Raw genomic sequence first — 14,762 nt, 5'->3', positions numbered from 1 at the left:
GCTTTAACTAGACTAGAAAAGATATAAGGAATAAGCATGGCATCCATCCGCGAGTTGCACCAACAACTGGTTAATAAAGAACGCTCTGCTGTCGAAATTGCTCAAGAAGCATTAGATCGCGTTCACCAGCTAGAGCCGAAGTTGCGAAGCTTCCTGCACGTCACAGCAGACAAAGCCTTAGAGCAAGCTCGCAAGGTGGACGCTCAAATCGCCGCAGGAGAAAATATTGGGCCCTTGGCGGGGATTCCGATCGCTGTTAAAGACAATATGTGTACCCAAGGGATACCCACAACTTGCGGCTCCCGGATATTGAAAGACTTTGTGCCACCCTACGATGCTACAGTCGTCTCCAAACTGGAGGCTGCCGGCGCAGTTTGCTTGGGTAAAACCAACATGGACGAGTTTGCGATGGGGAGTTCCACAGAAACCTCGGCGTATCAACTCACGGCGAACCCTTGGGATTTGGAACGAGTACCTGGCGGCTCTTCTGGCGGTTCAGCGGCGGCGGTAGCGGCCCGCGAATGCGTGGTAGCTTTGGGTTCCGACACGGGAGGTTCTATCCGCCAGCCGGCATCATTTTGCGGCGTAGTGGGGATGAAGCCGACTTATGGGTTAGTTTCTCGCTATGGTTTAGTGGCTTACGCTTCTTCCTTGGATCAAATTGGGCCCTTTGGCCGGACAGTGGAGGATGCAGCGATTATGCTAGGTGCGATCGCAGGCTATGATTCCAAAGACTCCACCAGTCTTAATGTCCCTGTCCCCGATTACCTCACGGCTCTTAGACCTAATTTGCGCCCTAAAGGTCAAATTAGAATTGGCGTGATTAAAGAAACCTTTGGCGTAGGTTTAGACTCCGTAGTTGAAAAAGCTGTTACTAAGGCGATCGAAAAAATGCAAGAATTGGGTGCAGAAATACAAGTTATTTCCTGTCCCCGATTCCGCTACGGTTTACCTACCTACTACATCATTGCTCCCTCAGAAGCTTCGGCAAATTTAGCAAGATATGACGGTGTAAAGTATGGTTTCCGAACTTCCGACCCCGATAACCTATTAGAAATGTATGCCAAAACTCGCGCGGAAGGCTTCGGTACGGAAGTCAAGCGACGGATTATGATCGGCACTTATGCTCTCTCGGCTGGTTACTATGACGCTTACTATCTCAAAGCTCAAAAAGTTAGGACTTTGATTAAAGAAGACTTTGATAAAGCCTTTGCTCAAGTTGACATTTTAGTATGTCCTACTGCACCAACTACGGCTTTCAAAGCTGGTGAAAAAACTGACGATCCCCTGAGTATGTACTTGTCGGATTTAATGACTATTCCAGTTAATCTGGCTGGTTTACCTGCATTGAGTATGCCCTGCGGCTTTGACGAAAATGGGATGCCAATAGGGATGCAAATGATTGGCAAAGTATTGCAAGAATCCCGTCTATTTGAGGTGGCTTATGCTTACGAGCAATCAACTACTTGGCATCAACGCCTCCCTCAAATTTAATTCAGCAAAATAGGAATTGGTAATTGGTAATTGGTAATTGGTAATTGGTAATTGGTAATGGCTAATGGCTAATTGCTAATGGCTAATTGCTAATTGCTAATTGCTAATTGCTCCCCATCTCCCCCTCTTTCCCCCTCTTTCCCTAGTCCCTAGCCCCTCTTTCCCTAGTCCTGAGCATCGTAGCCCCTAGTCCCTTCTTCTATAATTGGTAATCATATGATGCTACCCCTAAAGGTTGTCCTTAACAATCCCCCCATCTTTAGATCCGGGAGTGTTAAATCCTCCTTCCAAGGCAAAGCGAACTAGCTGAGAGCGATTTTCTAACTCTAGCTTACTGAAGATGCTACTAAGATGAGCTTGCACAGTGCGGGGACTAATAAAAAGGCGATCGCTCACTTGTTTATTGGTATAACCTTGAATCACTTCCCAAAAAACTCTTTCCTCTGCTGGCGTTAACGGCAAAGGTTTAGACTTCCGTGTTACAGTTGGAGCTGGAATTTTTTCCTGTTCAAAAGTAGAGTGTTGGAGCAACCGGACAATCTCAGCATGAATACGGTGACTTCGCTCCAACTGCCCCTTTACTTTCGCTAACAATTCCTGTGGTTGAAAAGGCTTTACCAAATAGTCATCTCCGCCGATAGAATGACCTTCAACTTTGGATTCTAACTCTCCTTGACCTGATAAAAATATAAATGGTACTAACTGACCTAAACGGCTTGAACGCAAGCGACGGCAAAATTCAAACCCGTCCATCTCCGGCATCATCACATCTGAAATTACTAGATCCGGAGGGTTGCCTTCAAAAATAGAGAGGGCTTGGACACCTGAACTGGCACATTCAACCTGATATCCTCGGCTTTCAAGATAAATTGCTAGCACTGCTTGAGAGTCAAGTTCGTCATCAACTACTAATATCTTTTGCATACTCGTATTTTACCAAGTTGCGTTCCCAATAGTAGCGCCAACCCTTTGCGATCGCAATTCCTTACTCCTAATTTAGCTAATTTAGCGTGGGAGTATATCAATCATCCCAAAAAGCTGACATTATTTATAGATGAACCCAGAAGATTTGAAATCTGAGGGCAAGAATTGATTGGATTTTTCTTTCTCGGACTGCGGCAGCAAATTGACAACTCGACTCGATCTAGACATCAAAGAAGGAGAGGACAATCGCTTACCCGTCATTAAAAAGAGTTCAAATTCTGCCGCTGGTTTGGCTGGGCTGAACAAATACCCTTGTATCATATCACACTGTTGCTCTCTTAAAAAATCTAATTCGGCTTCAGTTTCTACGCCTTCAGCAATCACTGTTAGACCCAGATTATGAGCGAGTTGAATCACCGCTGTTGTAATTGCTTTATTATGAGTATCGCTACCAACATTGCTCACAAAGCATTTATCAATTTTCAAACAATTAAACGGAAATTGTTTGAGATAACCTAATGAAGCATAACCAGTTCCAAAATCATCAATGGCAATGCGGATTCCCAGAGATTTAAGTTCATTTAAAGTAGCAGTAGCGACAGAAACATTCTCCATAACTGCACTTTCTGTCACCTCTAATTCTAAATTACCTGGTTCTAGACCAGTAACCTTTAATATTTCAACTATTCGGAGCAAAAGCTGGGGGTCTGAGAGTTGGCGGACTGAAAGATTTACTGATACTCGAAAGTTGATAAATCCAGAGTTAATCCACGAGGCAGTTTGAGTACAAGCAGTCAACAATACCCATTCTCCCATCTGGATAATTAAGCCTGTCTCCTCTGCTAGGGGAATAAATTCTGCTGGCGATATCCTACCTTTTTCGGGATGATTCCAGCGGATTAATGCCTCTGCACTGATAATTTCACCAGTTGCAAGTTCTACCTGCGGTTGATAGTAAACTTCAAATTCATTCTGTGCTAAAGCGCGGCAAATTTCAACTTCCAGAGCCAATTTTTCACTAGAAATCGTATTCGTAATTAGCGACTCATTAACTAAATCATTTAGCCTTGCTTCGGCTTGTTGGAGTGCTTGGGTAAGAGGTTGAGTAATAGCTTCCCTTTTTGAAAGAATTGACGCGATTGCGCCGAGCAATTCTTGCTTAGTAAATGGCTTAGTGAGATAGTCATCGGCTCCCAATTCCATCCCCCGACGAAATTCAGCTTTGGCACTTTGAGCAGTGAGAAAAATAAATGGAATCGCCGATGTGATTACGTTTTGGCGGAGGGATTGCAGCACTTCGTAACCATCGAGATCCGGCATCTGCACGTCACACAAAATTAAATCTGGCAGTTCGGAAAGCGCCACTTTTACGCCAATCCGACCATTTTCAACAGCACTAACTCGAAAATCATGGGCTTCCAGCAGTTCCACTAGGGTTTCCCGGATTAGTTGTTCATCTTCAATTACCAAAATTTTGGTCATGGCAGTTAAATAACAAATGGGTCTTTACTATAACACAACCAACTTGAGTATACTATACTAAATTTACTCATTTGCTGACTTTAGCCAAATAGCCAATCAATACTTCGCCATTTGGCTAACATTTAACGATTAATCATTAACGTTTAACTGCTAACTATTAAGGGTTAAAAGTCCTGATATTTTCAATCTAATCCTAGCGAAAGTTGCAAGGGGAGGATCAGGGATAAGGTGATATAATTGATGCTTGGGGGAAAATTAGGCTTTATTATCATTTTTAATAAAAATTAGGAGTATTACTGATGCAGTTGCGGTTGAAAACTAGAAAAGTTAATGTAAAATCAAGGCAGGACAATGAGTCGCGGGTGCGGGAACACTTATCAAACGAGCGCACTTATTTAGCTTGGATGCGGACTGCGATCGCACTAATGGCGTTTGCGGTTCTGATTGTTCGTCTGCGAGCTTTTCATCCGCCTCTGGTTCCCAGTATTGGCGTTGGCTGGAAGTTAAGTATAATTTTTGCTCTGGTTGCTTTAGGGACGGTGTTGATGTCAACTCAACACTATTTTGCCGTCCGCCACGACATTGATTTAGATGTCCATGAACCACGCGATCGCTGGGTTATTCTTTTAAGTCTTACGGTCACGCTTTTAGGAACAGGGATTATATATTTGGTATTATTTCAATAAAATTTAATTCCTAATATTGAGATTGCTAGGGCTTGGTAGAGGGGTAGCGATCGCAGTAGAGTGTGCTGCTGAGTGTTGTACAATTTTATCGGACTTAGAGGCAAGTGAACAATTGAGCGATCGGCAAGCACCATCATCATCTGATTTTCTATCTTATAGCAACCTTCTTGGCAGTTAAGACGTTCTGAGTTCATGAAACTCGCTGATTCTATTCCCTTCTTCCCCTTCTTCCCCTTCTTTCACGCTTCCCCTAGCCCCTAGCCTAAGCGCCCCTAGCCTAAGCGCCCCTAACCCCTAACCGCCTTGGCGGTTGCTATACTTTCTGGATTTACCGAAATAGACCTTATGAATTCTGATATCTTACCCGGTTTAAGTTTCCCCCTCGGCGCTACAGTCATCTCCGAAGGCGTTAACTTCTGCATTTACTCCAAAAACGCTACAGCTTTAGAACTGCTGCTGTTCCACGCCCCTGACGCACCCGAACCCGATCGCGTCATCAAACTTGATCCCAAAGAAAACAGAACTCACTACTACTGGCACGTCTTTATTCCCGGTATTGGGGCAGGGCAAATTTACGCTTACCGCGCCTACGGCCCCTTTGACCCAGAAAGAGGACTGCGCTTCGATGGTGAAAAAGTCCTCCTCGATCCCTATGCTCTGGCAGTCGTAGGATGGGAAAATTATAGCCGATCGGCAGCCTGTCTTCCCGGAGACAATTGTTCAACCGCCCTCAGAGGCGTAGTTGTCGATCCGAACACCTACGACTGGGAAGGGGATATTCCCCAACGCCGCCCCTATTCTCAGACTCTAATTTACGAACTGCACGTCGGCGGCTTCACGCGCAATCCTAACTCTGGGGTGGCCCCTGAAAAACGCGGCACTTATGCAGGACTGATCGAAAAAATCCCCTACCTGCAAGAATTAGGTATAACCGCAGTCGAATTGCTACCAGTCCACGAATTTGACGAACAAGACGTGCGGCCCGGACTTAAGAATTACTGGGGTTATAGTACGATCGCATTTTTCGCTCCCCATCGGGCCTACAGTTACCGCAGCGATCCCCTTGGGCCCGTAGACGAATTTCGCGATATGGTTAAAGCCCTGCACAAAGCCGGAATTGAAGTCATCCTCGATGTCGTATTTAATCACACGGCTGAGGGTAGCGAAGATGGGCCGACACTTTCCTTTAAGGGATTAGAGAATGCAGCTTATTACATTCTGGGCGAAAACCCAGCTAAATATAGTAACTACAGCGGTTGCGGCAACACCTTGAAAGGTAATAACGATATTGTCGGGCGGATGATTATTGATAGCCTAGAATACTGGGTTTCCGAGATGCACGTAGACGGCTTCCGCTTCGATTTAGCCTCAGTACTTTCTCGCAGCCAATCAGGTCATCCTCTCACAGATCCACCGATTTTGTGGGCGATCGAATCCAACCCAATTTTGGTAAACGCCAAGGTAATTGCAGAAGCTTGGGATGCAGCGGGACTTTATCAAGTAGGTTCCTTTATCGGCGATCGCTTTGCCGAATGGAATGGCCCTTACCGAGACGAAGTACGACGTTTCGTCAAAGGAACTCCAGGAACCTTAGTCAGACTAGCCGCCCGGATTATGGGCAGTCCCGACATCTACCCCCAAGTTGACCGCGAACCCAACCGCAGCATTAACTTTATCACCTGCCACGATGGTTTTACTCTCAACGATCTAGTTTCCTACAACGAAAAACATAACGAAGCAAATAACGAAGATAGCCGCGATGGAGCTAATGATAATTTTAGCTGGAATTGCGGTTTAGAAGGAGAAACAGACGACCCTGCCATTGAAGCTTTGCGCTTACGGCTGATCAAGAATTTCTTCACGATTATCCTGACTTCTCAAGGTACGCCAATGCTGCTGATGGGGGACGAAGTGCGGCGATCGCAGCAAGGTAACAACAATGGTTACTGTCAAGACAACGAATTGAGTTGGTTTAACTGGAATGGTGTAGAAGAACACTCAGGTTTAGTGCGCTTTGTCAAAGGGCTAATCCAGTTTTCTCATTCCCTAGAGATTTTTCACCAAGAAAAAATATTAACTGTTACCTTTGGCAGTCAAGAACCCCATATTATTTGGCACGGAGTGCGTTTAGGCCAGCCAGATTGGAGTATTAACTCTCACGCTCTAGCTTTTACTCTCCGACATCCCAAAGCTGGGGAAAATCTGCACATTATACTCAATGCCTACTGGGAACCCCTAGCATTTGAATTGCCGCCCCTAGGAAGAGAGGAATCTTGGCATCGCATTGTCGATACTGCATTAGCAAGTCCTGATGATTTTTCCCCTCCAGAAGTCTCGCCACCTTTTACAGGAAAAGCTTATCAGGCAGAGGCCCGATCCGCTATCGTACTCATAGCGCGATCGAAGTTGCATTGAAGTATTGGTAATTGCTAATTGCTAATTGCTAATTGCTAATTGCTAATTGGGGGAAAATCTTCAGTTTCTCCCAGTTTCCCAGTCTCCCTCTCTCCCCCTTTCTCCCTCTCCTCCTCTCCACTTTTCTTACTCTCCCAGTCTACATTTCCTTCCCATCGATCCAGCACATCTTTCACCAATATTTCGCGGATCAAAATTCGGACAATAATCACCAAAGGGAGAGCGAGAAATAAACCCAAAAAACCAAAGAAAGATGCAAAGAAAATCTGAGCTAACAGCGTCACCGCAGGTAACAAAGAAACCTGTTGACCCATAACTATAGGAACTAGCAAAAACTGTTCTAACTGCTGAATCAAAAAGTAAGAAATTACAACTGCAAGAGCTTTCCAGGGAGAATCTAGGAGAGCGATCGCAGCCGGTGCAACCGTACTCAAAACAGGCCCCACATTAGGTACAGCCTCTAGAAATCCTGCCAGCAGAGCATTGGCTAGAACCAATTTTACCCCCAAAATCTGCAAGATAATCCCGCTAACTGACCCAATCACTAACATATTGAATAGCGTACCCACAATCCAAGCCACCAAATCAGTTTCGCAAAGAGAGAAAATCTCATTAGCGCGACGGCGGTAAAAAGAGGGAAATAGCCGCAAAAAACCCTGGCGATAAGCTTGAGGATTAAGCAGCAACATGATAGTAATTACGATCACAAATAGCGAACCACCTGTAAGGTTTAGAAAACCAGAAAACAGCCTAAAAAAGTTGTTAGCTAGTCCACTTACCAGAGGTTGAACTTGATTGCCCAACTCTCCAACACTGGGGAGATATTGACGAGCCTCGGTAGGTAGCCAGACAAACAACTGGTTAATCAAATTCTCCAATAATATTAACCCTTGAGGTACTAATTGGGTTAATTGCTTAAACTGACTCAGAAAAGGAGGTACAACAAGTCCCCCAAACAGCCCAATGAGTGCTAGCAAACCGACTGATGATATCAGTGAAGCGACACCTCTCTTGATTCCTACTCGCCCCAATAACCGGACAAGTCTGTTCAGGGCAATAGCAAAGACTACTGCCACAAATAGCAGTAGCAACAGTTGCCTAATTTCCCAAAGAATAGAGAGAGAAAGTATCAGAGCGACTAAGCCCAGCCACTGTCCAAAGTTCATCTATCTCACTCCCCCATTCCCCTTTATAAAATCACTCTAGAATACATTATTCAGAAGTCAAAATTCAAATCTTTGGTAATAGTTAACAGTTAACTGTTAACAGCTAACAGTTAACTGTTAACTGTTAACTATTACCTAATCATTAGAGTTAACATGGTCTATGCGTTCTAGTAACCAAAGAATTTGGTTGCCTTCGCGGCGTGCCCTAGATACCACCCAGTTACGCCAAACCCACTTGTCGCCTCGACTGGTAACAGCACTGGCATTAACATCCATGAGGTCAGCCAATTCAGAACTTGTGATTAAATAGCCTTTAGTGGCAACTTCATCAGCAATGTGCAAGGTTTCTATCAGGTTGCGGAGTTGCTCAACCCTCACCTCGCGTGGCAAGTTATCTAGGAAATCGGCAGTGGAGTCGATCATAGCAGAATTGGAGATGAGAAGGTCAGGGGCTACGAGATTGGATTCTATCGTTTTGTTACCAATTTTGTCCGTTGCCTGTGAAACAATTGTATTGAAAGATAAAGATGGGGATGGAGGTTTGAAATTAGTTGATTCTCCGCTAGTGGTTTGCTCGAATTGTTGTAGAGTGGGGGTTTGACGGAGAGAGAAGGCACGAGCGATCGCATCGCAGCGATCGTTATAACGATCGCCTGAGTGACCTCGGACGTGCTGCCACTGTATCTGTCTACAATTTAGTTCGTCAAGTAACTCCCAGAGGTCTTGGTTGATCACGGGAGCACCTGTTGAGGTTTTCCAACCCTTTTTTTTCCATCCTTGAATCCATTTTGTAATGCCGTTTTTGAGATATTCGCTGTCTGTGTAAAGGGTGACAGGTTCAGTTTGACCCGATTTAGCGAACCATTCCAAAGCTGCGATCGCAGCTTGCATCTCCATGCGGTTATTTGTAGCTTTAGGATCGGCACCACCGAGTTCCTGAATATTGTCGTTAGCGAAGCAGATGACTACGCCCCACCCACCAGGGCCAGGGTTGCCAGAACACGCACCATCAGTGTATATGCTTTTAATTTTGGGAAGAGTCATAAGAAGAAGGAAGAAGGAAGAAGGAAGAAGGAAGAAGGAAGAAGGAAGAGGGAAGAGGGAAGAAGGAATCACGGGGTGAAAACCCCCTCGAAAGCTTTGTCTGTGCAGCTTTGAAACGTTTTGTCAGGACTTACGCACGCTTTATGTAACGCCGCCATCCTGGCGGTTTCTTTACCGTGCTTGTTGGCGGCGTTACATATTTTGCGTAAGTCCAGTTTGTGGTCAAAAAAAGATGGGGTTATCATTGTTAAAAATCCCCACCAATTTAAAATGTTTCTTTCATTAGTTAACTACTAACTACTAACCACTAATCACTCAGCACCAATCGTATCTGAGCGATCGCAAAACTAAACTTCGGCAACTGCTACTTTTCTCAGAGATTTGATAGTTGCTACACAGTGTTTAGCTACCGTATCAATTTCTTCTACGGTACTATATCGACCAATGCCAAAACGTAGCGAAGCATAAGCCAACTTTTCCGATCGCCCGATCGCTTCGAGCACATGAGAAGGTGCTATCTTCGCAGAGGTGCAAGCCGAACCCGAAGAAACAGCTACAACAGGTTGTAGTCCTAGCAGCAGCGCTTGACCATCAACTCCATCTACACTGATATTAAGATTTCCCGGCAAGCGATGAATAGGATGACCATTGATAACAATGTCGCCCAAAGGAGATAAATAGTCCCACAACCGTTGACGCAAATTTGTCACCCGTTCCACTTCCGAGTCCATTTCTGAAATTGCCAGTTCTACAGCTTTGGCAAATCCCACAATTTGTGGTGTGTAAAGTGTACCGGAACGCATTCCCCGTTCGTGTCCGCCACCGTGCATTTGCGCCGCAAGCTGAACTCTGGGGTTGCGACGGCGAACATAAAGAGCGCCGATGCCTTTTGGCCCATAAATTTTGTGCGCTGTCAAGGACATTAAATCAATTTTTAAGGCCTGGACATCCAGAGGAATTTTGCCGATCGCTTGTGCTGCATCTGTATGGAAAAACACCTCTGCACCGCGACAAATTGCCGCAATTTCTCCGATGGGTTGGATTACTCCAATTTCATTATTAGCAGCCATCACCGAGACTAAAATTGTATCGGCTCGGATACATCTTGCTAAATTGCCTAAGTCGATCAGTCCGTCACTTTGGACGGGGAGAAAGGTGATTTCAAATCCCAATTTTTCCAAATAATGGCAGGGATCGAGCACGGCGTTGTGTTCCGTTGCTACGGTGATGATATGTCTGCCTTTGTTGCAATAAGCTTCGGCAATACCTTTGACGGCTAAATTGTTCGCTTCGGTTGCGCCGGAAGTGAAGACAATTTCTTCGGGTGAGGCATTGATGGCATCTGCGATCGCTTGCCGGGACTGTTTGACTGCCGCTTCAGCTTCCCAACCATAGATATGATTGATGCTAGCGGGGTTGCCGAAGTGTTCCCGGAAGTAGGGAAGCATGGCAGCGAGTACCCGTTCATCAACAGGGGTTGTCGCGTGATTGTCTAGGTAAATAGGGCGTTGAGACATAGTTGAAGAGAATTGGGCAACTGGGTTGGCGATCGCGTATTGTAGGCAACTGAGTTGTCAACTTGGTCGTTCCAGTGTAGCGTTCCTATAGCTGCAACTTAGATATCAAGCATAGTAGCTAATTATAAAGTTACAAGCAAGGTGTTAGATTATTCTATACCAGTGCCAGCACCTGCAACTAAAATTAACAGTTAAAATTATTTATGCGACCTGATATCCAGGGATTAGAAATTACTAAGGGTGAACTCAAGCGCCTAAGTGGTGTAGGAACAGACCGCACGTACAGACCACCTGCACTCCGTAAGTTTGTCACTGAAGGGTTGAAAACTTTAGCTGTTATTGCTTTAGTTGCCATTAGTTGTTTGCTACTTTTGCTAATATTTCCGAGATACTATTTGTTATTGATTGTCCTGCATCTAGCTGCGGCTGTCGCCTTAATAGTTGATGACGTTTCTAAAATCTGGTTGAGTAGCAGAAATAAACATCTTGTTAATCTTTTTGACGATGTGGATAGATATAATGCTATCATTAAAGCTATTGAAATTAACGATAATATAGAAGAAGCTGGCAATCAAAAAGTGACTATTCGTAATCGAGAACAAGTTATTGAAGCTTTGCATCTGATTAGAGAAGATTTGATTAGAGCTTTAAAAACAGAGAGGATTCTCAGGGAAAATAAAAAATTTGTTGCTAGTAATGCCGATATGTTTGATACTAATTTCCGAGCTTTGACTGCGTTGCAAATTAACGATAGGGCGAGCGAGCAAGGGCGATTGTTAAATGAGGCTTTGCAAATAGCAGTAGGCGTACAGGAGGAAATGGAAAAGTTACAGGAGAGACACACTAGAAGTTAGCGTTAACAGGACTTACGCACAAAGTACCAAATTTTTTAAGTAGTTGGACAAAAATAAATAATGTCATTGCGAGCCCAGCGTTGGCGTAGCCTGCCCGTTAGGGCTTAGCAATCCCAAACCCCTGCGTTGGCGTAGCCTGCCCGAAGGGCTTATGCTTCGCTGGGCTCGCAATGACATGGTTGCGTTTATTTATGTCCGACTACTTAGCATTATTATTTTGTCTCAATTGCGTAATTGCCGCAAAATTTTAAATACTTTTTTCCGTAACTCCATCGGCAAAAATGAAATTGCTAAACCAGTCAATGTTTTCGACGTTGAAAAAGACTTTCCTGCCAAAATCATCTCCCGACCTTTTTCGGTTTCACCAATCTCAATTAATCGCAAACCTAGCACTAATTCTGTTTCTGCAATCCGTTTAAGTCTAATTAATTCCAGCTTTTCTGAATCAAACTCATAGCTCGTTAAATAACTCAATTTATCCCTTAAATAAGGGATGGCTCGGTTAATACCTTGCTGTTCTGAATGAAAACGATATTCCATTAGTAATTCAGATAAATAATAGCATTTTTTCCTCGCTATGGCAAGACGGACAAATAAATCATTATCTTCGCAGTTTTGGAGGTTGGGGCGCATAAAACCAACTTCTTGCAAAGCGCTACGGCGAAATAAAGTTGCGCCAACTTGCAGGCTTTGTTTAATAAAAACTACCTCTAGCAAATTATCGATCGTTCCAGCAGAAAGTTCACTGCGTCCCCATCGCTCTGAATTGAGTTTAGTTGCGATTCGATCGCGACAATTCTGACTATCAATTATCCAGTGATCTGTGCTCACAAAATCAATATTCGAGCTTTTATCTAGGATAGCAGATGTCCGCGCTAGAAACTCTGGAACCAGCCGATCGTCATCATCAAACTTGATAAAATATTCCCCTTTCGCTGTGGCAAAACCTGAGCGCATATTGTTACTTTTCCCAATATTTTGAGAATGGCGGATGTAGCGAATATTAGGAGTATTAAATTCAGACATAATTACCGGAGTGCTGTCAGTTGAACCATCGTCACAGATGATTAACTCAAAGTCTGTATAAGTCTGCTTTAAAACGCTTTCAATGGCGCTTAATAGTAAATGCACGCGATTGTAAGTAGGAATACAAACACTAATTTTAGCCACGAGTTCAGATAAGTTTTAGTTTAAAATTTTAGGGATATATAGCTACGATGCTCCGATGCTCCGATGCTCCGATGCTCAGGGAAGAAGGGAATAGAATCAGCGGCGTTATGTTAGAAGTGTATAATTTTAATTAAGTCGAGCGGTACATTCGAGAATTAATTTTTGGTTGACTAGGGAATAGGGTTGAATTTCCAATGCGCGACGAAAAGCAGGGATAGCCTTTCTATAATTTCCAAGGGCAGCGTAGCATAAACCAAGACCGTGCAGCGCCCCAAAATGAATCGGGTTGAGTTCGAGAACTACTTCACAATCAGTGAGAGATTTTTTATACTCACCTTGAGCGTAATAGAGTACAGCCCGTCTGTTCCAAGCTTCGGCAAAATCAGGACTATCTGATATTAGTTTCATCAGGATATCTAAGGCACGGGAAAAGTCACCTGCATCGAGTAAAATCTGGGATCGCCTGAGCATTTCCATTCCGTAGGCTCCCTTTTGCTCAAACCAACTGCGCCACAGTTCTGTAGTAGCGCGATCGCGAACCCTTTCGTTAGAGTCTTTGAGGTCTTCAAGTAATGCTTTGATAGATGAATCGTCCATTATAGCTAGGGACTAGGGGCTACGATGCTCAGGGTTAGGGGTTAGGGGAAGAAGGATTTAGGGATCTAGGAGAGAATAAGGATATCTGGCTACGTCCTAATATTTTTTTGTTGACTTTTTGCATACCAATATGAAGATTTTAATGCTTTCCTCAACGTTTCCTTATCCGCCAGGGCGGGGGGGAACTCAAGTAAGAACTTTTAATTTGTTGAAATATTTGAGTCAGCGACATTCTATCACTCTGGCAACACTGTCATCGCACGACGTGACAGATAGAGAAATAGAGGAACTACGACAGTATGTCCAAGAGTTAGCTATTTTCCCTCGTCCCCAGATACCCCTTGGTTTAGGATGGCAGGGAAAGGTGCAGCGATTTGGTCGGTTTTTATGGGAAGGAACGCCTCCCAATGTACTATCTATCTACTCTCCAGCGATGCAAAATTGGGTAGATGAATTTGTGGAAGCCGGTAAATGCGATGCGATCGCCTGCGAACATAGCGTTAATGAGATTTATGTACGTCCTGAGTGGGCCAAACGGCTGCGGACGGTAGTAAATATTCACAGTTCAGTTTACGGTACTTGCCGACAAATTCTAGAAACTGGTACTTCCGAGAAACCGTTGCGCGATCGCCTCAATCTACCTTTACTCGCTCGCTACGAAAAACGCTACTGTTCCAAATTCTCCCGCATTGTGGTGACAACAGAGGAAGATCGGCGACAGTTACAGAACTTTCCTACTGAAGTAATACCTAACGGTGTAGATTTAGCAAAATTTCCCTACAGACAAGTAGATCCGGGGGGACATAGATTAATATTTATCGGGGCAATGGATAATTTGGCAAATATTGACGCAGTACGCTTTCTGAGTTTAGAAGTGTTGCCAGCCTTGCAGCAGCGGTATCCTGACGCTACCCTGACTATAGTGGGATCAAAACCAGTAGCGGAGGTATTGGCATTGCGATCGCGACCTGGAATTACAGTAACGGGTCAAGTCCCTTCAATGGCAAAATATTTGCATCAAGCTACAGTTTGTGCAGTACCGATGCGAATTGGCTTAGGAATTAAAAATAAAACTTTAGAGGCGATGGCAGCGGGAACCCCTGTTGTAGCTAGCGATCGCGGTTTAGAAGGACTAGCCGTTGATGGCGAAGGATCGCCTTTAAGGGCCTTGCGAGGGAACCAACTTGAGGAGTATGTTGAGGCGATTAGTTGCTTATTTGAAGATGGACAACTGCGGGAGGAGTTGTCAGTAAATGCGCGATCGCTAATTGAAACCGAATATACCTGGGAAATAATAGGTCAACGCTATGAGCAAGTTTTGAAAGATTGCTTAGTTCCTCCCCATCTTCTCTAGAACTGATTCAATCTCCTAGAACCCGCCAGGGGTTAAAACCCCCTGGCGGACTATAAGAT

13 protein-coding genes are annotated in these 14,762 nt (G+C 44.4%); 5 read left to right on the top strand and 8 right to left on the bottom strand.

What is annotated here, in order from left to right:
- Positions 1-36 precede the first annotated feature (36 nt).
- Positions 37-1,494, top strand: a complete 1,458-nt coding sequence (gene gatA, locus PY364_RS17305) for an Asp-tRNA(Asn)/Glu-tRNA(Gln) amidotransferase subunit GatA (RefSeq protein WP_275524346.1) — start codon at positions 37-39, stop codon at positions 1,492-1,494.
- Positions 1,495-1,722: 228 nt separating this feature from the next.
- Here the strand turns inward: gatA and PY364_RS17300 are convergent, their stop codons facing one another.
- Entirely contained in the window at positions 1,723-2,418 is a 696-nt protein-coding gene (locus tag PY364_RS17300; protein ID WP_275524344.1) for a response regulator, read from the bottom strand.
- 120 nt (positions 2,419-2,538) lie between these two features.
- Positions 2,539-3,900: an EAL domain-containing response regulator gene (locus PY364_RS17295; protein WP_275524343.1), complete on the bottom strand. Its 1,362-nt coding sequence runs from the start codon at positions 3,898-3,900 to the stop codon at positions 2,539-2,541.
- 299 nt (positions 3,901-4,199) lie between these two features.
- On the opposite strand from PY364_RS17295, the gene PY364_RS17290 reads away from it, so the two are divergent.
- On the top strand, positions 4,200-4,586 hold the full coding sequence (locus PY364_RS17290; RefSeq protein WP_275524341.1) for a DUF202 domain-containing protein: 387 nt from the start codon (positions 4,200-4,202) through the stop codon (positions 4,584-4,586).
- Here the strand turns inward: PY364_RS17290 and PY364_RS17285 are convergent.
- Positions 4,580-4,780 carry a hypothetical protein gene (locus tag PY364_RS17285; RefSeq protein ID WP_275524339.1) on the bottom strand — a complete coding sequence of 67 codons (201 nt, stop codon included), beginning with the start codon at positions 4,778-4,780 and terminating at the stop codon, positions 4,580-4,582. The genes PY364_RS17290 and PY364_RS17285 overlap by 7 nt on opposite strands.
- Before the next feature lie 151 nt (positions 4,781-4,931).
- On the opposite strand from PY364_RS17285, the gene glgX reads away from it, so the two are divergent.
- Complete coding sequence (gene glgX, locus PY364_RS17280) at positions 4,932-7,001, top strand: glycogen debranching protein GlgX (RefSeq protein WP_275524337.1); 2,070 nt, start codon at positions 4,932-4,934, stop codon at positions 6,999-7,001.
- A 35-nt stretch (positions 7,002-7,036) separates the two neighbouring features.
- Here glgX and PY364_RS17275 read toward each other — a convergent pair whose 3' ends face one another.
- The 3 genes from PY364_RS17275 to PY364_RS17265 form a co-directional block, all read right to left on the bottom strand.
- Positions 7,037-8,167, bottom strand: coding sequence for an AI-2E family transporter (locus PY364_RS17275; RefSeq protein ID WP_275524336.1), 1,131 nt, complete (start codon positions 8,165-8,167; stop codon positions 7,037-7,039).
- Positions 8,168-8,302: 135 nt separating this feature from the next.
- The gene (gene rnhA / locus PY364_RS17270; RefSeq protein ID WP_275524335.1) at positions 8,303-9,211 is read right to left on the bottom strand and encodes a ribonuclease HI; all 909 of its coding nucleotides are present in this window, start codon (positions 9,209-9,211) and stop codon (positions 8,303-8,305) included.
- Positions 9,212-9,558: 347 nt separating this feature from the next.
- Entirely contained in the window at positions 9,559-10,728 is a 1,170-nt protein-coding gene (locus PY364_RS17265; protein WP_275524334.1) for an IscS subfamily cysteine desulfurase, read from the bottom strand.
- 203 nt (positions 10,729-10,931) lie between these two features.
- Here PY364_RS17265 and PY364_RS17260 point away from each other — a divergent pair, with 203 nt between their 5' ends.
- Positions 10,932-11,582 carry a hypothetical protein gene (locus PY364_RS17260; protein WP_275524333.1) on the top strand — a complete coding sequence of 217 codons (651 nt, stop codon included), beginning with the start codon at positions 10,932-10,934 and terminating at the stop codon, positions 11,580-11,582.
- Positions 11,583-11,804: 222 nt separating this feature from the next.
- Here PY364_RS17260 and PY364_RS17255 read toward each other — a convergent pair whose 3' ends face one another.
- Both PY364_RS17255 and PY364_RS17250 read right to left on the bottom strand, forming a co-directional pair.
- Positions 11,805-12,752 carry a glycosyltransferase family 2 protein gene (locus tag PY364_RS17255; protein WP_275524332.1) on the bottom strand — a complete coding sequence of 316 codons (948 nt, stop codon included), beginning with the start codon at positions 12,750-12,752 and terminating at the stop codon, positions 11,805-11,807.
- Between the two features lie 126 nt (positions 12,753-12,878).
- On the bottom strand, positions 12,879-13,349 hold the full coding sequence (locus PY364_RS17250; RefSeq protein WP_275524331.1) for a tetratricopeptide repeat protein: 471 nt from the start codon (positions 13,347-13,349) through the stop codon (positions 12,879-12,881).
- 130 nt (positions 13,350-13,479) lie between these two features.
- On the opposite strand from PY364_RS17250, the gene PY364_RS17245 reads away from it, so the two are divergent.
- Positions 13,480-14,703 (top strand): glycosyltransferase family 4 protein, encoded by a 1,224-nt coding sequence (locus tag PY364_RS17245; RefSeq protein ID WP_275524329.1) that lies wholly within the window; start codon positions 13,480-13,482, stop codon positions 14,701-14,703.
- The last annotated feature ends 59 nt before the right edge of the window (positions 14,704-14,762 follow it).

Origin of the sequence: Kamptonema sp. UHCC 0994 (assembly GCF_029167235.1) — a bacterium.
In the GTDB taxonomy this organism is placed as follows: domain Bacteria; phylum Cyanobacteriota; class Cyanobacteriia; order Cyanobacteriales; family Microcoleaceae; genus Kamptonema.
The sequence above is the reverse complement of the archived record's forward strand: the minus strand, read 5'-3'. Positions and strand labels throughout refer to the sequence as shown.

Coding starts and splice junctions, on each gene's coding strand:
- gatA (WP_275524346.1), top strand. CDS start 37: ATGGCATCCATCCGCGAGTTGCACCAACAACTGGTTAATAAAGAACGC.
- PY364_RS17300 (WP_275524344.1), bottom strand. CDS start 2,418: ATGCAAAAGATATTAGTAGTTGATGACGAACTTGACTCTCAAGCAGTG.
- PY364_RS17295 (WP_275524343.1), bottom strand. CDS start 3,900: ATGACCAAAATTTTGGTAATTGAAGATGAACAACTAATCCGGGAAACC.
- PY364_RS17290 (WP_275524341.1), top strand. CDS start 4,200: ATGCAGTTGCGGTTGAAAACTAGAAAAGTTAATGTAAAATCAAGGCAG.
- PY364_RS17285 (WP_275524339.1), bottom strand. CDS start 4,780: ATGAACTCAGAACGTCTTAACTGCCAAGAAGGTTGCTATAAGATAGAA.
- glgX (WP_275524337.1), top strand. CDS start 4,932: ATGAATTCTGATATCTTACCCGGTTTAAGTTTCCCCCTCGGCGCTACA.
- PY364_RS17275 (WP_275524336.1), bottom strand. CDS start 8,167: ATGAACTTTGGACAGTGGCTGGGCTTAGTCGCTCTGATACTTTCTCTC.
- rnhA (WP_275524335.1), bottom strand. CDS start 9,211: ATGACTCTTCCCAAAATTAAAAGCATATACACTGATGGTGCGTGTTCT.
- PY364_RS17265 (WP_275524334.1), bottom strand. CDS start 10,728: ATGTCTCAACGCCCTATTTACCTAGACAATCACGCGACAACCCCTGTT.
- PY364_RS17260 (WP_275524333.1), top strand. CDS start 10,932: ATGCGACCTGATATCCAGGGATTAGAAATTACTAAGGGTGAACTCAAG.
- PY364_RS17250 (WP_275524331.1), bottom strand. CDS start 13,349: ATGGACGATTCATCTATCAAAGCATTACTTGAAGACCTCAAAGACTCT.
- PY364_RS17245 (WP_275524329.1), top strand. CDS start 13,480: ATGAAGATTTTAATGCTTTCCTCAACGTTTCCTTATCCGCCAGGGCGG.